This is a genomic window from Nostoc sp. (genome assembly GCF_036919895.1).
Lineage (GTDB): Bacteria > Cyanobacteriota > Cyanobacteriia > Cyanobacteriales > Nostocaceae > Nostoc.
The window spans coordinates 40027-63109 of sequence record NZ_JBALBW010000007.1 but is presented as its reverse complement, the minus strand read 5'-3'; the positions used below and the strand labels follow the sequence as shown (position 1 = coordinate 63109).

The 23083-nt window shown below is 41.9% G+C and carries 22 protein-coding genes and 1 pseudogene; 9 read left to right on the top strand and 14 right to left on the bottom strand.

Annotated elements, in window-relative coordinates:
* Nucleotides 1-186: 186 nt before the first annotated feature.
* Nucleotides 187-591 carry an Npun_F0494 family protein gene (locus tag V7K55_RS01140; protein ID WP_334827307.1) on the bottom strand — a complete coding sequence of 135 codons (405 nt, stop codon included), beginning with the start codon at nucleotides 589-591 and terminating at the stop codon, nucleotides 187-189.
* Nucleotides 592-785: 194 nt separating this feature from the next.
* Between V7K55_RS01140 and V7K55_RS01135 the strand changes: the two genes are divergently transcribed.
* Complete coding sequence (locus tag V7K55_RS01135) at nucleotides 786-1223, top strand: peroxiredoxin (protein WP_334827305.1); 438 nt, start codon at nucleotides 786-788, stop codon at nucleotides 1221-1223.
* Between the two features lie 254 nt (nucleotides 1224-1477).
* On the opposite strand, the gene V7K55_RS01130 is transcribed toward V7K55_RS01135, so the two are convergent.
* The 5 genes from V7K55_RS01130 to V7K55_RS01110 all read right to left on the bottom strand — a co-directional run bounded on the left by V7K55_RS01130 (nucleotide 1478) and on the right by V7K55_RS01110 (nucleotide 6763).
* Nucleotides 1478-1873, bottom strand: coding sequence for a hypothetical protein (locus V7K55_RS01130; protein ID WP_334827303.1), 396 nt, complete (start codon nucleotides 1871-1873; stop codon nucleotides 1478-1480).
* A gap of 33 nt (nucleotides 1874-1906) precedes the next feature.
* Complete coding sequence (locus tag V7K55_RS01125; protein ID WP_334827301.1) at nucleotides 1907-2797, bottom strand: ABC transporter permease; 891 nt, start codon at nucleotides 2795-2797, stop codon at nucleotides 1907-1909.
* A gap of 169 nt (nucleotides 2798-2966) precedes the next feature.
* Nucleotides 2967-3986 carry an ABC transporter ATP-binding protein gene (locus V7K55_RS01120; protein WP_334827462.1) on the bottom strand — a complete coding sequence of 340 codons (1020 nt, stop codon included), beginning with the start codon at nucleotides 3984-3986 and terminating at the stop codon, nucleotides 2967-2969.
* Between the two features lie 136 nt (nucleotides 3987-4122).
* Nucleotides 4123-5103 carry a choice-of-anchor A family protein gene (locus V7K55_RS01115; RefSeq protein ID WP_334827299.1) on the bottom strand — a complete coding sequence of 327 codons (981 nt, stop codon included), beginning with the start codon at nucleotides 5101-5103 and terminating at the stop codon, nucleotides 4123-4125.
* A 193-nt stretch (nucleotides 5104-5296) separates the two neighbouring features.
* Nucleotides 5297-6763: an aminotransferase class I/II-fold pyridoxal phosphate-dependent enzyme gene (locus tag V7K55_RS01110; RefSeq protein ID WP_334827297.1), complete on the bottom strand. Its 1467-nt coding sequence runs from the start codon at nucleotides 6761-6763 to the stop codon at nucleotides 5297-5299.
* A 109-nt stretch (nucleotides 6764-6872) separates the two neighbouring features.
* Between V7K55_RS01110 and V7K55_RS01105 the strand changes: the two genes are divergently transcribed.
* Nucleotides 6873-7580: a M15 family metallopeptidase gene (locus tag V7K55_RS01105; RefSeq protein ID WP_334827295.1), complete on the top strand. Its 708-nt coding sequence runs from the start codon at nucleotides 6873-6875 to the stop codon at nucleotides 7578-7580.
* A 73-nt stretch (nucleotides 7581-7653) separates the two neighbouring features.
* Here the strand turns inward: V7K55_RS01105 and V7K55_RS01100 are convergent, their stop codons facing one another.
* Both V7K55_RS01100 and V7K55_RS01095 read right to left on the bottom strand, forming a co-directional pair.
* Nucleotides 7654-8127: a TspO/MBR family protein gene (locus V7K55_RS01100; RefSeq protein ID WP_334827293.1), complete on the bottom strand. Its 474-nt coding sequence runs from the start codon at nucleotides 8125-8127 to the stop codon at nucleotides 7654-7656.
* 383 nt (nucleotides 8128-8510) lie between these two features.
* Complete coding sequence (locus V7K55_RS01095; RefSeq protein ID WP_334827291.1) at nucleotides 8511-8951, bottom strand: hypothetical protein; 441 nt, start codon at nucleotides 8949-8951, stop codon at nucleotides 8511-8513.
* A 328-nt stretch (nucleotides 8952-9279) separates the two neighbouring features.
* On the opposite strand from V7K55_RS01095, the gene V7K55_RS01090 reads away from it, so the two are divergent.
* Entirely contained in the window at nucleotides 9280-9519 is a 240-nt protein-coding gene (locus tag V7K55_RS01090; RefSeq protein ID WP_334827289.1) for a hypothetical protein, read from the top strand.
* A 161-nt stretch (nucleotides 9520-9680) separates the two neighbouring features.
* Here the strand turns inward: V7K55_RS01090 and V7K55_RS01085 are convergent, their stop codons facing one another.
* Both V7K55_RS01085 and era read right to left on the bottom strand, forming a co-directional pair.
* Entirely contained in the window at nucleotides 9681-10358 is a 678-nt protein-coding gene (locus V7K55_RS01085) for a response regulator transcription factor (protein ID WP_334827287.1), read from the bottom strand.
* A 94-nt stretch (nucleotides 10359-10452) separates the two neighbouring features.
* Nucleotides 10453-11427: a GTPase Era gene (era, locus tag V7K55_RS01080; protein WP_334827284.1), complete on the bottom strand. Its 975-nt coding sequence runs from the start codon at nucleotides 11425-11427 to the stop codon at nucleotides 10453-10455.
* Nucleotides 11428-11606: 179 nt separating this feature from the next.
* On the opposite strand from era, the pseudogene V7K55_RS01075 reads away from it, so the two are divergent.
* A pseudogene (locus V7K55_RS01075) lies at nucleotides 11607-11836 on the top strand (6-phosphofructokinase); the annotation flags it as partial.
* Here V7K55_RS01075 and V7K55_RS01070 read toward each other — a convergent pair.
* Complete coding sequence (locus V7K55_RS01070) at nucleotides 11828-12967, bottom strand: succinylglutamate desuccinylase/aspartoacylase family protein (RefSeq protein WP_334827282.1); 1140 nt, start codon at nucleotides 12965-12967, stop codon at nucleotides 11828-11830. The pseudogene V7K55_RS01075 and the gene V7K55_RS01070 overlap by 9 nt on opposite strands.
* A gap of 254 nt (nucleotides 12968-13221) precedes the next feature.
* On the opposite strand from V7K55_RS01070, the gene V7K55_RS01065 reads away from it, so the two are divergent.
* The 3 genes from V7K55_RS01065 to V7K55_RS01055 all read left to right on the top strand — a co-directional run bounded on the left by V7K55_RS01065 (nucleotide 13222) and on the right by V7K55_RS01055 (nucleotide 17923).
* Entirely contained in the window at nucleotides 13222-16914 is a 3693-nt protein-coding gene (locus V7K55_RS01065) for a tetratricopeptide repeat protein (RefSeq protein WP_334827280.1), read from the top strand.
* A 342-nt stretch (nucleotides 16915-17256) separates the two neighbouring features.
* Nucleotides 17257-17418 (top strand): hypothetical protein, encoded by a 162-nt coding sequence (locus V7K55_RS01060; RefSeq protein ID WP_167315538.1) that lies wholly within the window; start codon nucleotides 17257-17259, stop codon nucleotides 17416-17418.
* Between the two features lie 46 nt (nucleotides 17419-17464).
* Nucleotides 17465-17923, top strand: a complete 459-nt coding sequence (locus V7K55_RS01055; protein ID WP_334827276.1) for a hypothetical protein — start codon at nucleotides 17465-17467, stop codon at nucleotides 17921-17923.
* Between the two features lie 34 nt (nucleotides 17924-17957).
* Here V7K55_RS01055 and V7K55_RS01050 read toward each other — a convergent pair whose 3' ends face one another.
* The 3 genes from V7K55_RS01050 to V7K55_RS01040 all read right to left on the bottom strand — a co-directional run bounded on the left by V7K55_RS01050 (nucleotide 17958) and on the right by V7K55_RS01040 (nucleotide 20201).
* Entirely contained in the window at nucleotides 17958-18596 is a 639-nt protein-coding gene (locus tag V7K55_RS01050) for a histidine phosphatase family protein (protein WP_334827274.1), read from the bottom strand.
* 632 nt (nucleotides 18597-19228) lie between these two features.
* The gene (locus V7K55_RS01045; protein WP_334827272.1) at nucleotides 19229-19411 is read right to left on the bottom strand and encodes a CsbD family protein; all 183 of its coding nucleotides are present in this window, start codon (nucleotides 19409-19411) and stop codon (nucleotides 19229-19231) included.
* Between the two features lie 328 nt (nucleotides 19412-19739).
* Nucleotides 19740-20201, bottom strand: coding sequence for a hypothetical protein (locus V7K55_RS01040; RefSeq protein WP_334827270.1), 462 nt, complete (start codon nucleotides 20199-20201; stop codon nucleotides 19740-19742).
* 253 nt (nucleotides 20202-20454) lie between these two features.
* Between V7K55_RS01040 and uvrB the strand changes: the two genes are divergently transcribed.
* Entirely contained in the window at nucleotides 20455-22452 is a 1998-nt protein-coding gene (gene uvrB / locus V7K55_RS01035; RefSeq protein ID WP_334827268.1) for an excinuclease ABC subunit UvrB, read from the top strand.
* A gap of 10 nt (nucleotides 22453-22462) precedes the next feature.
* Nucleotides 22463-23023 carry a Uma2 family endonuclease gene (locus V7K55_RS01030; protein WP_334827266.1) on the top strand — a complete coding sequence of 187 codons (561 nt, stop codon included), beginning with the start codon at nucleotides 22463-22465 and terminating at the stop codon, nucleotides 23021-23023.
* Nucleotides 23024-23083: the final 60 nt, after the last annotated feature.

The window sequence follows — 23083 nt, the reverse complement described above, 5'->3', positions numbered from 1 at the left end:
AAAAAGTAAGCGAATTTTACCCAAGACACACAGCGCAAGAGTTAAGAGAAAAATGTATTACTTCTTTCTCCTTTTTTGCCCAATTCCCAATTCCCACCACATTGTAAAGACTTCATGAATAGATGTGGTGTTTCCGTATATATTATTCCCTTTGATTGCGTAATCCTAACTCTTGGGTTTTTTCTTCTAAAAGGGTATCCGCAACCAACGGATCGCACCATCGAATAAACGATCGCGCCATGAAGGTATCCGCCAATTTTTTCCTTGGTACTGTTCTACCAACTGACGACCCAAAGGAGTGAGTCGAAAACCATCTGTAATCCCCTGTCCATCGACTTCTCGGCGCAATACACCTACTTGAATCAGCCAGCCCAAGGCGTTATCACAGGCTAATTCTGATAAAGGGCGCTTTGTATAGCCCTGCTTAAGTCCATTTTCTGAGGCGATCGCAGTTAATGAAACACTCTGGTGTCCCATCACTTCAAATAAAGATAAATTGAAGGGTGAACACACTAGCGATCGCTCGGCTCTTTCTACTGTGCTTTGAGGATAGACAAAAATATTTGGGTTTTGGGAATCAACAGCAGCCATTGTGTAGGGGTATAAATTTTTCTTCTAAGAAAGATTAATTCAAGAATATATTTTTTCTTGTACCAAATACCTCATTTAACCAAAATTAGTTACCTAAAGTATAGTTATGCTATTTTTTAGTAATTATATTTAATCATTATAAATTAATGTAAAATTTCAAGTGCATCAACAATCTGAAACAGGAAAGGTTAATTATGCCTCTAGCAGTTGGTACGGATGCACCTGCATTTACCGCCAAAGATACAAACGGCAACACAGTATCGTTATCTGACTTTGCTGGTAAGACCGTAGTTTTATATTTTTACCCCAAAGATGACACGCCAGGCTGCACCAAACAAGCCTGTAGTTTTCGGGATGCCCAATCTAAATATCAAGGTAAAGATGTTGTAGTGTTGGGAGTCAGTGCTGATGATGAGGTTTCTCATCAAGCATTCACCCAAAAATATAATTTGAATTTTCCCCTACTGGCTGACTCCGATAAATCCCTCATCACAGCTTTCGATGTGGATGGCGGCGGTTATGCCAAGCGCGTCACTTATGTAATTGACCCCAAGGGTAAAATTACCCATGTTGACACTGCTGTAAATACCACCACCCATGCTGGCGATATTTTAGCTGCGCTTGGGCTGTAGTTTTTTACCCTAGATAACTAAAGACTTTTAAATAGTCTCAACCCCAAGCCTTAATAGTGTGTCAAGTTTAAATTGATGGGTAAACAAGTTTGTAGTGAGTTAGCGCGGTCTTGGGGGTTTCCCCCATGAGCGACTAACTTTCCCGTTGGGTAAGGACTTTAGTCCTTATTTTCTAAGCATTAAAGTGCTTACTTACTATAAACCCACAAAACTAGCCGACAAAGTATTAGAGGCTTGGGGTTCTTTGTTTAATTTCAGTTACCTGACGGTAATGGCAGCGTAAACGATGGCTGCGTAACCGATGGCGAAACGGGGGTTGCTTGTTGTCGTTGACCTCCTTGTTGAATTCGTTTTTGTTGACTTGCTCTAAAGACTGCTGCGGCTGAGTCTAATTGTTCATTTTTTTGGTTAGAATCCCAGTTGAGAGTCCCAAAATTTGCCCGATGAATCAGGTCAAACATGTTGAAATTATCTGAGTTTGAGCGGGCGAAGGGATCGGTATTTTGGTCTGTTGTACTATTACTAGGAAAAGCATCTGCTGGGCTACTGATTTGAGCCGAACTGGGTTGAGCCATGAGCAAGGAAGCAAAGCTGATTCCTGCCACGGTAGCTATAAAGAGTCTAGGAATTTGTAAAAATGGTTTTTTCATGGGGTTTTGACCCTAAAATTTCTCTATTTTATCTTAAGCAAGAGTCCGACGCAGTTGGGGTTGAATGCTCAATAAGGCGACAAGGGCGAAGCCAAACAACACCAGCAATGCTCCCCCAAAGGTAACATCACCCCAAGGAGCTTGCATTACGATGCTACCTAATCCCCAACTACTGTGGAGATACAGATAGCGAATTGGTTCGATCGCATAGCTGAGAGGATTCAGGGTAGCCACAACCTGTAACCACTGAGGCATGAAGGATAAAGGAGCCAAAGCAGTACTAGCAAATAATAATGGCAGGTTAGTGACAAAAATTACTGCAATCAATTCAATGTGTCCGGGTAGGGCGAAAGCCAAGCCAAGGGAGATGGCTGTTACGCCTAAAGCTAAGAGCAAGACAATGAGAGCGATCGCACTTAAACCAACTGCATCGGGTAGTCCAGCACCCAAAAATGCTGCTGCTGCTACAATCACGGCTGCTTGCAGCAAACTTTGGCTGATGATGAAGATTGCCGAAGCGAAGACAATAGAAAACCGCGATGCTAACGGTGCTACCAGCAAACGATTTAAAAAGCCAAACTCACGGTCAAACATTACAGGTAAACCAGCATTCAGCGCCCCGGCAAAGGCTGTAAACACAATAATGCCGGCAGCTAAAAATTGTCCGTAATTGGTTGTTGTATTACCAAATATACCCTTGGGGGCATTTTGGAACAAAGCACCAAACAGTATCAACCACATAACTGGCTGAATAATTCCAGCAACCAAAGTTGAGGGACGGCGTTGCAACTGAATAAACAAGCGACGAGTTAAAGCCAATGTCTCTTGTAGCAATTCAGCGTAAAAGTTAGGTGTAGCATTAACATCTGCTTGTGGCAATGTTATCGGCTGCCAATTGATATCAGTTTTAGGAGTAACGCTCATAATTTGGGATTGGGGATTGGGGATTGGGATTGGGGATTGGGGATTGGGGATTGGGAATTGGGAATTGAGAATTGGGAATTGAGAATTGGGAATTGGGCAATATATTAATAGTTCTTCTCCCCCTGCTCCCTGCTCCCTTCCTTCTTCCCCATTACCCAGTCCCCATTCCCTATCTCATAAGCTGCTTTTTCTCAGCTTTAGGATCGCGAGTGGCAACGGCTGCGAGTTCTGCATCCATCAGGGTGCGTCCTGTAGCTGCGAGGTAAACGTCATCGAGGCTGGGGCGAGATTGGGAAATGCCAAATATGGGCAAGCCAGCAGTATTCAGCGCTTGCTGTATATTAATGAGAACATCGTTTTGAGGTGTCACCACTAAGTTGAGGGAATTACCTTGAGCGCTGTTGACGATCGCTTCTTGCACAAAGGGCAAAGTTTGCAAGAGCTTTTTGGCAATTTCTGCTTCCTCAATGGGGGAAAACTCGCGGATTCGCAAGGTGATGCGATCGCCCCCTACTTGATCTTTTAATTGTGAAGGTGTCCCAGAGGCAATCACCACACCCCGATCTATAATTGCCACGCGATCGGCTAAAGCGTCAATCTCTTCTAAATAATGGCTGGTAATTACTACCGTTGTCCCAGAGGCGCGTAATTTTCTGAGGAATTCCCAGACTACAGAACGGGTTTCTATGTCAAGTCCCACTGTTGGCTCATCCAATACCAAAACATCTGGTGCATGGAGCAACCCAGCAGCCAAGTCTAGGCGCTTGCGTAAACCGCCGGAATAGGTTCCTGTCTTTTTATTGGCGTATTCTTGTAAACCGAGTAAATCTAATACCGTCTCAATGCGTTGTTTAGCTACTGCGCGTGGAAGGTGATAAAGTGCTGCTTGCAATTGCAGCAATTCTTTTCCAGTTAACACCTTATCTATAGCGACTTCCTGAGCCACATAGCCTAGTCGTTGTCTAGCTATTCTGGGATTATCTAACACAGAGATGCCAGATACTTCGATTTTGCCAGCATCCGGTGTGGTCAGCGTACACAAGGCACGTAAGGTTGTAGTTTTCCCAGCACCGTTGGGGCCAAGTAAACCAAAGATTTCACCTGGCTCTACTTGAAAGGAAACATCCTGAACGGCAACCACTGTACCGTAACGTTTTTGCAGATTCTGAATTAAAACGGCGGGAGCCATGACAGCTTTTCCCCAACTATACAAATCTTCAATAAAGTCTATCTTTATTGTAGAAGGTAGGGAGCAAGGAAATAGCGCATGAGCGAAAATATCTAAAGAAGTTCGCGTCATGCGCTATACTACCAAAAATTTCTGATTATTTTAGGCAAATTTCTCGATCGCGTCTGTTGCGAAATAAACCAAATATTACAGCAACTAATCCTAAACCTGGAAGATTTGCAGGTTCTGGAACCTGAGTATGGGTGGGAGGCTTAGGCGGAGTGTAATACTTCGTTGGGACATCTGGCAGATCGCCATTAAACAGATAGTTGTGCGACTCGCCACTTCCTGTCAAAGAAGCTACTACCACGTTGCCGTTAACTTGACCGTTATTGAAATTGAAATTAGCCAAAGGAGCAAGAATACTACCTTGGATACCAATTCCACTGGCGGTTAGGTTTGTTGCTTCATAGAAGTTGTAGATCACCTTTTGTTGATCTGTGCCAATGATATTGAAGCCAAAGTTTTGCAGCGATACATCCTTACCGCTGATGTTGACAACAATAGTCGAATTTGCATCGCCCTTAATTTCAAAATAGTTTGTCTTGGAGACATCTGAGCCAGCAAGATTAAAAACATTGAAGGCAGTGCCACTGCCACTAAGGTTAATAGCACCCCAAGGTTGAACTGTTGTTTTAGCAGTAGGAGTTAAGGTTGCTAAATATTGAGATAGCCCTCGCAATTCTTTCCCCGCTTCATTGAAATCGATGGGGTTAGCTTTGGTAAGAGTTCCTTGGGGAAATCCCACATTGCTAGACACATTGGCACTGCCTCCATAGACAGCGTTACCGTGGTAAACTTGACCGTTGCTCAGAGTTAAGTTTTGTCCAGCTACTACTACGTTGCCACTATTGCCAGAAAGTCTGCTTCCAAGTCCGCCGACGAAATTAACGTTACCGCCAGCAGCAAGTTTTCCTTCAATATCTGTATATTTTTGAGTGATATCTCCCAAAACAAACACATTGTAATCAGACGCAGCGCCTAACTCAACTGCATTCGCTCTTGCCGAGAAACTCAGCGCTAGAGTGACTACAATCGGAGTTGCTACTCCCCAAACATAATAGGTTTTTGATTTCATCTTTTGATTTATTAGTCATCAATACGATCCTATGGGTATAAATTAAAGATGACATTAGTCTGCTAGCTATTTTCATAGAAGTTTCATAGCTGTATAATTACTGTGTATTTCTGCTTAAGTTTGTCTTTGTCCGCATATTTACTGTTGACGCATGGATTAAATTTTTATCAACAATAATTCAGGCGTTAGAACGTTATTTTACAACTTTCAAAGTTTTGAAACTAGTATCATTGCAACCACTGATAAATCCCCCCATTCCTTGGATTTGTTCTAGGTAATTAAGTACGGGGTTGGTGATGACTTCTCCTGGCATTAATACAGGAATTCCTGGGGGATAAGGACAGACGATTTCAGCACAGATGCGATCGCTTGTTTGTGCTAAAGGCAATGTTTCACTGACAGCAAAAAAGGCTTCACGGGGAGAAAAATGTAAAGTATAACCCTGTGTAGTTAAAATATTTTGCAAATTAGAACTTGTAACATTCAAATTGGTTCGTCGATATTCTTTAGCAAGAGTGGTAAAACTTTGTACTAATTGCTCAATATCGGCTGGGGTGTTGCCCAAACTAATGATAAAGGTGAGGTGTTGCAGTGAGGCGAATTCAGCAGTGACAGCAAATTTTTCATCTAGAATTTCCTCTGCCTCAAATCCGGTTAAGCCTAAACCAGAAACGGTTACTGTTAATCGCGTTTCGTCTAAAGTCACAAAGCCGGGAGATTCCCCCAACCCTACAAATAGTAAAGATAATCCAGGAATTTGACTGATTTTTGTTCTCGCTTCATTGGCAAGTTGCAATGTGCGAGACATCAGCATTTTTCCGTGGAGTGCCATTTGCTGACGCGCTGCATCTAAAGAAGCTAAAAGTAAATAACTAGGACTGGTAGATTGTACGAGTTGCAAAGCTTTACTGATGCGATCGCAATCTATCCTGTCACCTTGAATATGCAGCATCGATGCCTGTGTCATTGCACCGAGTACTTTGTGGATAGATTGTACAGTTAAATCAGCACCTGCGGCTAAAGCTGGAGTAGGTAATTCGGGATGAAAGGCAAAGTGTGCGCCGTGTGCCTCATCTACGAGTAAAGGAATATTGTATTGATGGGTGATATTGGCGATCGCACTCAAATCTCCGCAAACGCCGTAATATGTCGGGTAAACTATCAATACTGCTTTCGCATCGGGATGTTGTTGGAGTGCAGATTGTACAGCATTGGGCGTGATGCTGTGGGCAATATCTAAAACTGGATCGTATTCAGGATTGAGAAAAATTGGGATTGCACCAGAGAGAATTAAACCTGCGATCGCAGAAGAATGGACATTCCGAGGCAAAATGATTTTATCGCCTGTGCCACAGGTAGCGAGAATTGCCGCTTCAATCCCACAGGTAGAACCGTTGACAAGGAACCATGTTTGCGAAGCGCCAAATACCTCAGCCGCCAGTTGTTGCGCTGCTTGAATAACTCCTTGGGGTGAAAAGAGATTATCTAAATCTGCTAATTCTGTTAAATCAGCGCGAAAGATTTTTGTACCAAGTAAATCAGCCAAGGGTTGAGAAATTCCCTCACCTTGTTTATGCCCTGGAGTGTAAAAGGGAGCGTGAGAGCGGTCAGCACAAGCTTTTAAAGCATCTAATAAGGGTGTTTGGTTTTGATTGAGCATTTTTGGAGAAATAAACCGCAGAGGCGCAAAGGACACGGAGGAAGAAGAGACTCGTTACACAGAATGCTATGCTTGCGTTAAAATCCGTAAGTTCTATGTGGCTGACTAGATGAGACCTTATCATCAAATCCCGATATTTGAGTCTGGTGAACCCCTAATTAAGATTCCTTTAGAATTATTTGCAGTGGAATCTCCTCATCCTTATGAAAAATTAGGTGCGCCTTATGGCGAACACTCTCCTTATTATCTCCGTCAAAGGGTTATTGAAAATTTGAGCCAAGCGCAAAATTATCTTGATTTGTTGCATCCTAACTGGCATATCCAAATTTTTGATGCTTATCGCCCGATCGCAGTCCAGCAGTTTATGGTAGATTACAGCTTTGCTCAAGCAGTGCAAGACAGGGGATTAACTAACGTGGAGTTATCCCCAAACCAACGTCAAGAGGTTTGGGAAGCGGTTTATGCAATTTGGGCTGTACCAAGTTTTGATGAAAAAACTCCGCCTCCTCATAGTACAGGTGCGGCGGTGGATGTGACGCTAGTAGATGATGGTGGGCAAATAGTAAATATGGGTTCGCCCATTGATGAAATGTCAGAGCGATCGCATCCCGATTATTATGCCAATAGCGATCGCCCAGAAGCACAACAGTATCATGCTCACCGTCAGTTGTTGCGAGATGTAATGTTAAAAGTCGGCTTTCAACGCAATCCTAGAGAGTGGTGGCATTTTTCTGTTGGCGATCAAATGTGGGCTTGGCTAAATAATCAATCTAATCCAGCTAATCCTGTCACAGCAAGGTATGGGCGGATTGCATAGATGCGTTAAAGAGGCAGAAGAATTTTAGATTTTGGATTATTCAATCTAGTTGAATCATTCCTTGGTGCGAATCTTAGACATCTTGAGGATTGAGACTAGCCATCTGCCAAGTGGTATAAGTACCGATGGGACTCCAGAGCAAATAAGGAACTAATAGCAATGCTGCCCAACCAGAAAAACCTAAAACTGCAAGTATCAATAAAGCACTAATTATAAAACCTGTGCCACCGAGAATTGTGCCCACTTTCAGACTGCGAAGCCGAAACATTACAGGCGTATAGGCAATGGTCACAATTTCTAACAGCAAGTATAAACCCATGATTAACCAGGTTGAGTTGCTTCCTGGATCTTTTTCCCAGACAATATAAGCCGACCAAGCACCGCAAATAAATATTACAATCCAGATAATGGGAATTGCCCCCTCAAAAGTTAGCCATCTCGGTCGTTGTAAGCGCTTGAACCATTGGCGATCGCTAGGTGTAATCACGTTAGCGGCTAAAGCAACCAAGAAAGCCACGCCCCCAATCACCATCCAAGATTTAATCATGCCCGTTAGTCCTTTACAAGCGCTATCTATCGCTTAATATCACTCTTTATAGTGTGATTTTGTCAATTTAATTGCTAATTCTTCATCGTCCCTGAGTTTGAAACCTTTACATCGTTTGGCAGGATTTTAAATTTTGGGCATTGGGCATTGCTTATTTATTTCTCCCTTGTCTCCATTTATTCACCAATATATTGAGGTGATTATGTCTAGGGGTGGGGGTATGGGGCGAAGCGTAGAAATATTCTTGGCAGTAGAGGGATTAAGGTAATTTATATGCAAATAGAGTCAGAAGTGCGATCGCCTCTAAAACGGTAGCGATCGCACTACGATTTCTGAACCCTACCGGATCTTACTACAGCATAAAATTCGACACACTTCAGCTTTTATGAGCCAACAGTGACTGGGTAAGACAACAGAAAGGGCTTGAAATTAGCTCCAGGTTTTGGAGTACCGCTTAACTCCAAATCATAAGCTCCTACTTTGGGAAATACGATGTCGGCTCCAGGAATGCTTTTATATTGTTTGGTTGATACGCTATGTAAACTTGGCTTCAGCAATGGGGTATCAGTTTTGGCGTGAGGTTGAGGATAGACAGCCAACTGACAGTTACATTGTGTCAGGGGAATTATTCGCCCGCCTCTATGGGTGAGAATAATCCAAGCATGAGCGGTTTTGCCAGCTTGAGGATTGTCCTGGGGTTCAATATGCAGCATCCCGCCCACATCTTCTGATACCTTTTCGGTGTGGGCATTAACTGGTGTGGCAATCAAAACCGAAATTAATAATAGCCATCCTAAATTCTTCTCTAGGGTAAAGTGGTACATAGAGTTTTTTAGAGTAAGTGGAGTAGAGCAGATTAACTGGGGAAAGGCAATTAAAGGAAAATTAAAAAATATTTTTGATGCTATTTTCCACCAGATATTTAAGAACGATAATTTTAAAAGAATAGTTGCGTCAAAAGACAACCTGTCAAACTTTACCCAAAAATTCCTTACTAACTACTAAGACTCAATTCCAACTAAAAAGTCGTTGACTGCTGAACTTTTAACTAAATATCTAACTTAAAGCTATATCAGCTTATTACTTGTGATAGTTACTCAAACTCACTTGGATGAGTGAGAGTAAATATACTTAGTAACTGAGGTTCAAAGCATGAACTCAACAGTTGACGTTCAAACTGTGGATTCGTCCTGGTCTCTTCCACTGCCGTTGAAAGAGTATGCAATGAGCCGAGTAACTGTCTACTTTTATAGCGACAGATGGGTTCCGATTAAATATTGTTTTTTGGAAAAGGCTATTTTGCTTTACCATAAGGCTAATTTAGAAGGCAAGGAAATATTATTATTTCCTGATAATGTAGACCCTAATCAATTCTCAAACTCTTTTAACTAAAATGCATTGAGGTAGACTATTTTTCAAACATCTCGGCAACAAATAAATCTCTGATAAAGGCGTACTTTTGTACGCCTTTACTTATAAATGGGATTAAAATATTGACTCAAGTCATATTGTCTACGTCAAAGAGCGATCGCGTATTTTGCTGCATTTATTTTCTAAACCAACCCAGAACGCAGTGCCACAACGGCTGCTTGCACGCGATCGTCTACTGCTAATTTATTCATAATCCCCCGGACGTGAGTTTTGATGGTGTTGGGACTGAGATAGAGTTTTTCGGCAATCTCTGGGTTGCTCAACCCGTCTACCATGAGTTTCAAAACTTCTAATTCGCGCCCAGATAAGTTGGCGTTGTTGCTGGTGGGTGCTGGCGGTTTGAGATTATCAATTACTCGCCGCGCAATTTGAGGATCGAGATAGGCTGCACCATCAACTGCGGCTGCGATCGCACTTAACAATCGTTCTACACTTGCACCTTTAATACAATACGCATCTGCACCGCTAGATAGTGCCGCAATAATTTCTGTCTCTGTTTGATGAGATGTCAGCATTACTACATGAGTTGCTGGTAACGCCGCCTTAATTTGCTGTGTCGCGGCAATCCCATCCAATCGTGGCAACCCTATATCCATAACTACTAAGTCGGGCTTCAGTTGCAGCGCTGCTTGGACTCCCAAATAACCATCTTCGGCTTGTCCAACTATCTCTAACTGAGGATGAGCCATTAATGATTGCTCTAATCCCAATTGCATCATCGGATCGTCTTCGACAATTAACACGCGCAACGGCGGAGCATTGACAGGTAAATTTAAGGGATAGCGAATATCTAAAGACATTTTTATTTATTAAGAGTTATTTGTTATTTGTTATTTGTCATTAATCTTTGGTTTTTTTGCCTGCCAATAACCAATGACTAATGACAAATTTATTTTATTCTTCGACGCGATAGCCTAACTCTGCTAGACTAATCCGCGATTGTCTCCATTTTGGCTGAACTTTGACAAATAATTCTAAGTAAACTTTACCAGCGATTAACTTTTGGATTTGTTCGCGGGCTTCGCTGCCAATGGCTTTGAGCATTGCTCCGCCTTTGCCAATAAGTATGCCTTTTTGGGAATCGCGCTCGACGTTGATGGTAGCAAGTATACGGGTAATCGTGGGAGCTTCTTCTACTACGTCAATAGCGATCGCAACTGAATGGGGTACTTCTTCACGAGTCAATAATAAAATTTGTTCTCGGATTAATTCACCCATGATAAAGCGTTCTGGTTGGTCAGTTACCAAATCTGGCGGGTAGTATAAGGGCCCAATTTCTAAATGTTCAATTAATAATTCTTGAAGTTGCGGTAATCCTGCACTTGTCTTGGCAGAAAATTTCACGATTTCCCATTCATGGGACTGGGCCATCTGCGCGTAACTATCATCTAGAAACTGAGAATCGGATGGTTGTTGGTCGATTTTGTTCACGCCCAAAATCACTGGGGTTTTGCTGCGACTGAGCAATTCAGCAATGTAGCGATCGCCCGATCCACAAGCCACGGCTCCATCTACCACAAACAGTATTACATCTACCGATTCAATGGCAATTTTGGCATTTTGCACCAAGACTTCCCCCAATTGATGATGGGGCTTATGAATTCCTGGCGTATCTACAAAAATTAACTGCGCCTCTGGTGTAGTGAAAATGCCCCGCAAACGGTTACGTGTGGTTTGTGCTATGGGTGATGTAATGGCAATTTTTTGTCCTACTAACTGATTCATCAAAGTAGATTTACCGACATTTGGACGACCAACAATGCCGATAAAACCTGATTTAAATTCAGGAGGAGCCTGTGGGATTGTGACTTCTCCTGGAAAAGAGAAGTTGTAATTTTCAATACTAGTCACCTTTGGCTCCACCCTCATATTTTATAGCTGGGATAACTTGGTTTTTTCTTAGACACAAAACAGGCATAAAATTACCCTGGCATTTTTAGGTATTGCTTTTGCCGAGGTTTAATCTACTACTGGCTCTACACTTATATTTTACACCTGAGATAACTTTGTTTTGTTTTTAGATTCAAAACCAACATGAAATTATTCAGCACATTGGTGTAGAAACGCGAGTCACCGTTTTGGGACACATCCAACGGGGTGGAACAGCTTCGCCAATAGATAGATTAGTTACAACAGCTTTTGGTGTGGCGGCGGTTAAATTGCCGAGGAGAAATACGATCGCATGGTGACATGGCAAAATCGCCAAGTATTAAGTGTACCAATTACAGAGGCGATCGCTCAATATAGCGCTGTCGTTCTCAACTGGACTTTAGACTAAAGTCCAGAAAACAATCCCCAATACAAACTCGCCTTCATTTACAGCTTGATTTGTTGCGACATCATAAACCAATCCATCTTGTTGAGCGCAGACATCAATGACACTAGGTAAGTTACCTTCTTTATTAAAACTGAGAATTTGATACAATTTTTCTCCAGCTTTAAACCTACTACCTAATGCTATTCTGGATTGAATCATCCCACCTGCGATCGCATAATATTTTTTCCGGCTGCTGCTAGATGCGAAAGTCATCTCATAAGTTTTTGTGTCATCCGATAAATCAGGAATTTGCAGTACACCTTTTTGCGCTAAATAGTTTTTTACGCCCCTTACACCTTTAGCGACTGAATCAGGGTTCATTTGCATTCCTGAGCCTAATTCCAGTGTCCAAGCTTCCACATCAAACTTGATATCTCTACCAAACTCTTGAAAACAAGCTTCCAGTGCTAACCAAGGTTTGATAAAAGCTTCATCAAAAGCATCACCATCATATTTATTCAGCAAGATTCCAAAATCGAGCAAAAAGTATTTTACACTGTCTTCTCGATTTCGGAAGTAATAAACGTAGTCTAAAGCTTGATTTGTAGAACTATGTAAGTCAATTAAGTAGTCTGCATCTAAGCTCAGATTTTGTAGCTTGTAGGCAAAAAGCTCAGTGTAAGGAACACCACTAGAAGAATTAATCTTTTCTAAAATTTTCGCAAATTTTTGCTTAATTATAGTTAGATAATTTTGTCGAACAACCTCTAGTCCGATATGAAGTTGAGATTTAGTAAAAGCGACTAAATTATCAGCTTCTTTTTCGTAATCCCAAAATATGCGATTCCAGTCTTTGGCTTCATAAACGCAATATCGCCCAGGGGAAAAATGATGAGCGCGTTCATTCGTCCCCATCGGATTACAAACGGGAACTAGCCAAATTTCTCCAGTTAAATCTGTATCATTTATTGTTAATAAAAACTCAATTAGCTGGTGAATGACGGCATTACCAGCGATTTCTGCACCGTGCAGATTTGATTGAATGTATACCTTTTTACCAGGTTGAGCGCCGATAAATTTGTATATTTGTAAGTATAAGCGATCGCCCGAAGCCATTTGACGTAAAGGAATAGTCTCAACAACTGGCAGCATAAAATAATTCACTGAGAATTTGAGTACATTATCCCTGTATCTCTACTGAATTAAAATAGGACTTACGCAAATTATTTCTCAAACTCTGATTTCTCCGCGTCCTCTGTGCCTCTGTGGTTCGTTATTCCGTAACTCGTGCGTAAGTCCTATAAAACTCTAACCCAATAGAATTAGCTGATTTCATTTGCGTAATCAGCTAACCTCTGCGTGAATTACTAAGATAAGGTAGCATCTAACTAGTGTTGGCAATAGCTATGGCGCAGAATTGGTTGCGGATTACGCATCAAAACGACAAAATCCAACTTTCTTGGCAACGCGGATATGAAAATCCTCGCTTTGCGTCAGAAGTTGGCTTCCAGCAACCCTTCGATGAAGAAAACGCGGCTGAATTGCGCTGGTATTTAGAAGATTATTTAAAATTTCCTTACGGTATATTTCCTGATAACGCTGCAAAAATCGAGCAAAAATTACAGCACTGGGGACAACATTTATTTGAGCTAGTATTTCGCAGCACAGAAAAAGGAAGAGAGTTTTTTCAAGAAGCCACACGGGAAGGGCTTGATAAATGTGAACTGGGCATCATTTCCGATAACGCCGAAGTGCTGAACTTGCCTTGGGAGTTGCTATATTCCCCCGATTATCAATTTCTTGCACCTTCACTGGCGGGGATGTATCGCAGTCTCAGCAGTCAGGGCGTAAAAGCACCATTGCCAGAAATGCCCGATGACCAACTGAATATTTTACTAGTTATTGCCCGTCCTGACGATGAGCAAGATGTTGGGTTTAAAACCATTGCCCGTCCCCTGCTGGCGGCACTGCAACCGATACGACAGCGAGTCAATCTTAAGGTATTGCGTCCCCCTAGCTTGAAAGCATTTGAAGCAGAACTGCAAGCGCATAAGGGTTTTTATCATATCGTCCATTTTGATGGACATGGGAATTTTGACAGCGAGACTCAGGGAGTTTTAGTCTTTGAGGATGAACAGGGAAATGAGCAAGCTGTCAGTGCTAGAGAAATCGCCCAATATTTAACAGATTGCCGTGTGCCTATTTTTGTGCTGAATGCTTGCAAGTCTGGACAAGTAGGCGAAGAAGCTTTTTCTTCTGTGGCGGGACAGTTGGTGAAATTGGGGGCTAAGGGTGTGGTAGCGATGGCGTATTCAGTTTACGCCAAAGGTGCAGAACACTTTATTGGGCGGTTGTATGGAGAATTAGTCAGGGGAGAGTGTATCGCCACAGCAGTTGCAGCAGGGCGTAAGTCCATGTCTATTGACAAAATGCGCCCCAGTCCCAAAGGAAATTTACCTTTACAAGATTGGCTTGTGCCAGTGTTGTATCAGCAGGAACCCTATACGCCTTTTGTTCCTAAAAAGATAGCACCCAGTTTTGCCGATTTGATGGCGCAAACAGACAATACTCCAGAAAGCAGCAAAGCTGTGGGTTTACCTGATGAAAGTGCATTCGGTTTTATTGGGCGGGATTATGAGATTTTGCGTTTAGAGAGAGCATTTCGGCAAAATCATGTTGTGTTAGTACAGGGAATGGGCGGCGTTGGGAAGACTGAGTTAGCCGCAGGTTTCGCCCGATGGTTGGATGATACCCAAGGACGTACAGGCGGTATGTTTTTCACCTCCTTTGAACAGGGTGCGGGGTTGAGTCAGGTAATTAACCAAATTGGTAGGGCGTTAGGAGGTGAGAGATTTTCGCAAATGATGCCCGATAAGCAAGAAGATGTGGTGCAGCAATATCTGCAAACTAATCCTTGCTTGTTGATTTGGGATAACTTTGAACCTGTCAACGGTTTCCCGACGGGGAATGAACCATTATTGAGTGGGGAAGAAAGAAACAAGCTGAAGCGGTTTCTTAAGGAATTGCGGGGTGGTAAATCTTGGGTATTAATTACCAGTCGCCGCGAAGAACCTTGGTTGGATTGTGGGTATAGTTTAATCAACTTGCGGGGGTTGTCTGAAGCGGATGCCCAAGAGTTAGCCGCGAAGATTTTGCAAACGGTGGGCGTGGAGAGAAAGAACCTACCAGCAGAGTATTTGGAATTGTTGAAATTGTTGGGGGGACATCCGTTGTCCTTGCGGGTGGTGTTGCCGCATTTAAAGATGCAGACACCTGTGCAGTTAATTGAGGCGCTGCGGCGGGGGTTGGATACTTTTAGGGGACAAGAGGAAGAAGGGAGAGAAAAATCTCTTACTGTGTCGTTGGATTATTCTTTTGCTAAGTTGTCAGAACGAACACGCCAGCATTTACCATTTTTGGCGTTGTTTTCGGAACGGGTTGATGCAGATTGGCTGCATGGTTTTTCAAAAAATCCTGATAATGAATTTGGACAAGCATATCAAGCGGTGTTTGGGGAGAACTTGCAAAAACCAGATTGGTTGCAGATTCTCAATGAAGCCGCCACCACAGGTATTGTGGAATATTTGTTGGGTGAGAGTATCTACAAAATTCACCCAGCACTACCTTGGTATTTGCGCCAGCAGTTAAACACAATTACTTCCCAGGAGGTGATTAACGAACTCGAAAAAAAGTTGCTGATTTTCTACGCAGCGTTGGCTGACAACTACCGTAAGAAACTCATTAGCAATGCAGAACTAGCAACTTTTGTGCTTCGGGTGGAAGAACCAAATCTGTTGCAAAATCTGCGCCTTGCTGAACATCAGCAGGAATGGGCTTATGCACAATGGATTCTGCAAGCCTTGGGAGAAGTGTATGATCGCATAGGACGCAAACCCGAATTTAAGTCACTGCGACAACGGACGCTGAAGCATATTGGTATTCATTTGACAGATGCCAAAGCAAAGGGTAAAGATGCTCTAGATTTCTGGATGTATCTGCGGGGTACAGATGCCAATGAAGCCGCTCAAAGTGCTGACTTGGAAGGGGCAAGGAAAGTCCATCAAGAAATTCTGGATGAACTGATAGCTGTAAATGACTCCTCAGTGAATGACAAAATTGCTGTTGCTTATCACCAACTGGGCATCGTAGCCGAAGGGCAACGGCAGTTTGATGTGGCTGTTGATTACTATAAAAAGGCGCTGAAGATATTTGAAGATGCCGGGGATTTTTACAGTGCTGCTAGTGACTATCACCAACTGGGCACGGTAGCCAAAGAGCAACGGCAGTTTGATGTGGCTGTTGATTACTACAAAAAGGCGCTGAAGATATTTGAAGATGCCGGGGATTTGTACAGTGCTGCTAATCAATATCACCAACTGGGCATAGTAGCCGAAGAGCAACGGCAGTTTGATGTGGCTGTTGATTACTACAACAAGGCGCTGAAGATAAAAGAAGATGCCGGGTATTTGTACAGTGCTGCTAGTGACTATCACCAACTGGGCAGCGTAGCCGAAGAGCAACGGCAGTTTGATGTGGCTGTTGATTACTACAACAAGGCACTGAAGATATATGAAGATGCCGGGGATTTGTACAGTGCTGCTAGTGTCTATCACCACCTGGGCAGGGTAGCCCAAGAGCAACGGCTGTTTGATGTGGCTGTTGATTACTATAAAAAGGCGCTGAAGATAAAAGAAGATGCCGGGGATTTGTACAGTGCTGCTACTGTCTATCACCAACTGGGCAGGGTAGCCGAAGAGCAACGGCTGTTTGATGTGGCTGTTGATTATTATCAAAAAACCTATAAAGTTTTTGAACAATTCCGTGATTGGCGTAAGGCTTCAGCAACATTGGGTAAGTGGGGAAGGGTTTTAGAAGCTCAAGAAAATTATACTGAGGCTTTGCAAATTTACATTCGTGTTTTAGCCATTGACTTAGAGCATAATCAAGATTTGATTGGTTATCGTATCAATGCTTTAGCCCGTATGCTCCAGCAGTTAGGCGAAAGTCAGTTTCAACTTATTTGGCGTGAGGCGACGGGTGAAGAGTGCGCCAGAGAGGTGCGCGAGGCAATTTGGGCAGCGCGGGATAAGCTAGGTTGATTCAGATCCCCGACTTTTTGAAGAAGTCGGGGTTCTCGCAGCACCATAAGTTTTGCTTAAGTGTTGTTAGCGATCGCACAGATTACACTACCCTAAAGAGCGATCGCATAAGCTTTTGTCAAAAAGTTGTAACGTTAAGCCTTAATCTTATAATGCTGGTGATTAATGTTGTAACGTTAAGCCTTAAGGTTATAGCGTTAAGCCTTAAAGTTATAAGGTTAAGCCTTAAAGTTATAGCATTAAGCCTTAAAGTTATAGCGTTAAGACTTAATGTTGTAATGTTGGTGACGATAAGATATTCACTTATAACTGCTAACTGCGATCGTTGATTCAGGTACTATTTTGCAGCCAGTTCCATCCTTTGAGTCACAGCCAGAAAAGCCAAAGAGACAAACAAAAATCAAAGCTTTGCAAGGCTGGTTTGAAAAAACACAACCCACGCCTTCTGATTTTGACCCAGACCAAGCCAGATGGGAAGCTTTAAAGGAGAAACATAATCTGTGAAAATCTTGTTAGATACCAACATCATAAATAATTAAGTCAAATATATATGAATCCCCAATTAACCCCTGTCGAAATCCAAGAATTTCAGCAACTTCTTGTAAACGACACCCCAGCGCAACAAGCGCTTACTACCCTGCAACAACACAACGGCAATCTAGAAGCCAGTTTTGATGCACTTTGGCAAGAGAAAGTCGGCAAAACAGATTATAGTCGGGGCAAAAAATCTCTCTTGCAACTTACCCTCAATGAAATTAGCGCCGAAATCTGTGGTGATGATGGTTTACGGGGCAAAATTAAAGAATACACCAATAACCCTGGTAGTTCTTCTCTGCTCAATAGTATCATTGGTTCACTGGTGATTGTTGCTGCTGCACATGGAATTCCGATTGATGGTGCGATCGCAACAATTGTCGTATTATATATTCTAAAAATTGGGATAAATGTTTTCTGCAAATACACTGCACCAGATAGCGAAGCAGAACAAGGTAAAAATAATAATTCCTAACTCCTATACAGACAAAGATTTTTCGCGTCTCCCCTCACGTCCCCGGTAAATTTCGCAATCGGTCATCCAAATGACTACGGTCTGCCAAAACCTTTACCAATGGGCCATGTGAGGAAAATTCTACAATACTGACCGAAGCCACAGGGCATCCCAAACGAAAACGGAAACGTCCCACATCAATCCCCAATAAACTAGACAGAATAATTCTGATGGTTGCTTTGTGGGAAACCACTAACACATTGCCACTAGTGTAATTTTGCTTGATTTCTTCAATTACCTGCAAGGCGCGAGAAGCAATTGTAACTGCCATTTCTCCGCCAGTTGGGCCATTCCAAGCCGGATCTGCTGACCAGCGAATATAATCATCGTGATATTCACGGCTAATTACTTCTGGGGTTTTTCCTTCCCACTTACCATAGTTGATTTCCTTCAAACCATCTCTGAGTTGTGGTTCCATCCCTATTGCTTCAGATAAGGGTTTTGCTGTCAATACAGTTCGCCGCATAGGACTACAAAATATTGCTGTCCAATCCATAGAACTATATGCGTCTGCAAAAGCCTTTGCCATCTCCAAGCCTTCTGGAGTAAGTTCTGAGTCTATGGAACCGCAAAAGGAGTTATTGCGACTGCATTCTGTCTGTCCGTGACGGAGAAAATAAAGAGTTAGGCTCACGGTAATACTCTCATCGATTTGTAAATTTCTGAGCGCTAACAATCAGATGTAGCTGAAGATAGTTAATGCCCGTGCTATATTACTACAATTTGACGATATTTGGAATAATCTTCAGATTGGGAAAAGTTGCCGCAGCTACGTTCGTATTAGAAATTACCCTAGTTTACTAACATCATCAACAGTCATGTAGTTCGGGTTATGTGTAGAAAGTCCCAACTTTTGGTCTAGATGTTTATCATTATAAATTTAAAAGCTATTATTTTAAATCTGCTCAAACTAATTGATTGAGTTTTTAAATTCTAATTTTCAAGTTATAGCTAAATAAATTCCAAATAATCACTAAAGTTATTAGTTAATATAAACCTTTAAAACTGGCTTGGCAAAATAATGAATGATAGTTATATATAATATTTGAATTTAAACCTTTTTTGGCAATTTGGTAATTGTAGAGACGCGATTAATCTACGTCTCTACAAAAATTCTGTCAATCAAGCTGATCTTTTATTCTCTAACCCTTACCCAGGGAATACCACAAGAATTCAGCTTGGTTATCAAACAACTCACATTTCTCTGCAAAAATGGAATCCACCCCATTTGTATTCCTAGAGTTTCTGCAAAAAAATCATGAATTATTAGTCAATGTTCTTTTTGACATTATCTTTGACGTCTTCAATTCCATTACGTACTTCGCTTTCAGCTTGCTTTGCTTTACCTTTAGCTTTATCTTCTGGATCTCCAGTGATATTGCCTAATGCTTCTTGGGCTTTACCTTCAACATTTTTAGCAGCTGCCTTTGCGCGATCTTCAATGCTCATTTTGTACTCCTGATTTAATGAAAGATTCCTTTTAAAGCTATAAACTAACTTTGAAATCTTTTTGTTATTTACTCTTATACAGTAACTTAAAGTTTTTGCTAAAGCCTTCCACCACAAGACATATTCAATGATTCATAATTACGAAAGGTAATTGTAGTAAGGGTTCTGGATGTTGGCTGAATACAAAATAAAGTAATAGTAGTTTAGTTACCTATGCTAAAAGGCATAGAAAAAGTGCAGATATTGTAATTTATACTTTTAACTCTTTAACTAAAAACCCAGCTTCTCTACAAAACTGGGTTAATAAAGTTATGGGGATATTTTTTGTCTAATCTAGAAAACCCATCAGGCTTTCAGAATTATCAACTTCATTTGATGCTATGGGACGATTACCAAAGGTGGAATAGCTTTCATCAATTACCAATAAACTTGAGCCAATTGGACGAATCCCAGAGAGGTTGATACTTTCAACGACTTGGAATGTATTAGCACCAATTGGACGAATACCCATTGAGTTATAGGTTTCAACTACTTCCAAGGTACTGGTGCTAATGGGACGCACCCCAGCAATTGAGAGGTGTTCAGCAACTTCTAAATCACTAGCGCCTATGGGACGAATTCCAGAAATAGCAAGTGTCCCAGAAGCCCCCACTGGCAGTTCTTCCTCGACTTTATCAGCATTCAAGCTCTGGTCTTGTTGATTTTCAACTTCATCTGTATTATTATCCCCTGGAGACTTGGCAGGCTTTTGCCGAGAACTGGTTGCTTTGCCAGCGTTGCTAATAGTCATAAACGAAGACCTCTGGTTTGTTAATTGAATTTTACAATAATTAAGGAAAGATGAAATTTTTTTCCATATACTCTAGAGTTTAACCTTAAAAAACCTCATCTAGATATAAGAATCCTTAAAACTGATACATAAGTAAATTTTAATTATTAAGTTTTGTAAATAATTATTACTATTTAGTTGGTCTAATAGTCCCGCTAGAATGAATACAGGGCGGAATCGTCACCATGAGATAGGGTATTTCCAGCAAAACTGTATGACAGAATTTTGTCTTCAAGCTCCCTTTAGTCCGACAGGCGATCAACCACAAGCGATCGCACAATTAACTGCTAGTATCCAATCAGGCAATCGTTACCAAACTTTACTAGGAGCCACTGGAACTGGTAAGACATTTTCGGTAGCAGCAGTGATTGAGAAAATTGGCAAGCCTACTTTAGTACTGGCGCATAACAAAACTCTGGCTGCACAGCTTTGTAACGAGTTGCGGGATTTCTTCCCCAACAACGCAGTCGAGTATTTCGTCAGCTACTACGATTATTATCAGCCAGAAGCGTATATTCCCGTCACCGATACTTATATTGAAAAAACAGCGGCAATTAATGATGAAATAGATATGTTGCGGCATTCAGCGACGCGATCGCTGTTTGAACGTCGTGATGTCATTGTCGTTGCTTCCATCAGTTGCATCTACGGTTTAGGAATGCCAGCAGAATATCTGAAAGCTGCCATCCCTCTTCAGATAGGTATGGAAGTCAACCAACGCCAAATTTTACGAGATTTGGCAAATGTTCAATATAGCCGCAACGACATAGAAATGGGTCGAGGAAAATTTCGCGTCCGGGGTGATGTCTTAGAAATTGGCCCAGCTTATGAAGACCGAATTATTCGCGTCGAATTCTTTGGTGATGAAATTGACGCGATTCGCTATATCGATCCGGTGACAGGGGAAATTCTCAAAAGTTTGGAAGCGGTGAATGTTTACCCTGCGCGTCACTTTGTCACCCCAGAAGAACGCTTAGAAGGAGCTTGTAATGACATTGCAGCCGAGTTAAAACAGCAAAAACTAGACTTAGAACAAGCTGGGAAACTATTAGAAGCGCAACGCATAGATCAACGTACACGCTATGACCTAGAAATGCTGCGCGAAGTCGGTTATTGCAACGGCGTTGAGAATTATTCCCGTCATTTAGCAGGAAGACAAGCTGGAGAATCACCAGAATGTTTAATTGATTATTTTCCTAAAGATTGGCTATTAATTATCGATGAATCTCACGTGACAGTGCCACAAATTCGTGGTATGTATAACGGCGATCAAGCGAGAAAAAAAGTTTTAATTGAACATGGATTTCGACTTCCTAGTGCTGCTGATAATCGTCCTTTGAAAGCCGAGGAATTCTGGCAAAAGATGAATCAGTGTATTTTTGTTTCCGCCACTCCGGGAAATTGGGAAATAGAAGTTTCTGAAGACCATGTAGTTGAGCAAGTAATTCGACCAACTGGAGTGGTTGATCCAGAAATTTCTGTACGTCCCACAGAAGGACAAATTGATGATTTGTTAGGCGAAATTAAAGATAGAGCCGATCGCCATGAACGAGTGTTAATTACCACATTAACCAAACGCATGGCGGAAGATTTAACCGAATATTTGCAAGACCGCAGCATCAGGGTACGGTATTTACATTCCGAGATTACTTCTATTGAGCGCATTGAGATTTTGCAGAACTTGCGCGATGGGAAATTTGATGTATTAGTTGGCGTGAACTTGCTGCGGGAAGGTTTGGATTTACCCGAAGTTTCCTTAGTAGCAATTATGGATGCAGATAAAGAAGGTTTCTTGAGAACCGAGCGCTCTTTAATTCAAACTATTGGTAGAGCCGCGCGTCACGTCCAGGGACAAGCGATTTTATATGCCGATAATATGACAGGTAGCATGATTAAAGCCATTGATGAAACCGACAGGCGGCGTGGGATTCAAACCGCACATAATCGACTGCATGGGATTACACCGCAATCGATTGTAAAAAAATCAAGTAATGCGATTTTGTCTTTTTTAGATGTATCTCGGCGGTTAAATGCAACAGACTTGAAAGTAGTAGATGAACATATAGATGAACTGCCATTAGAACAGATTCCAGGGTTGATTACTCTGTTAGAAGCGCAGATGAAAGAGGCGGCGAAGAAACTGGAATTTGAAGAGGCAGGTAAATTGCGCGATCGCATTAAACATCTGCGAGATAGAATGCTAGGACGTTAACGTGAATCTTATGCTTACCAATATTCGCCTAATTAGTGTTCAAGAATATCACCAAATGGCGGAAACGGGAATTTTGCATCCTGAAGAACGCTTAGAATTAATCGCGGGACAAATCATCAGAATGTCAGCAAAAGGAACTGCTCACGAATCAGCAATTACCCGCACAGAAAGGTTATTACGTCAACGTTTGGGTGACAAAGTTTTATTAAGAATCCAGTCACCAGTGCAACTTGACGATTACTCGGAACCAGAGCCAGATATTTCGGTAGTGAAGCTGAATCCATTAGATTATGAGGATCACCATCCCAATGCTTCCGAAGTATTTTTACTGATTGAAATAGCTGATTCTAGTCTTAAATACGATCGCGAAGTAAAAGCGATGGCTTATGCTATGTCAGGGATTATTGAGTACTGGATTTTAGATGTCAATGGACGCAAGTTGTATATGTATCGTCTTCCCAGTCCAGACGGCTATCACAGTGAGAGCATATTTGCAGAGGATGTGACAATTTCACCTTTAGCCTTCCCTGATTGTGCGATCGCTATTCGGGAATTATTGCGAAAAATCTGAGAGGCGATCGCATTAACCAGCTACCAGATAAAATGCTAGAGGTTTAGATGCTTGTATAGT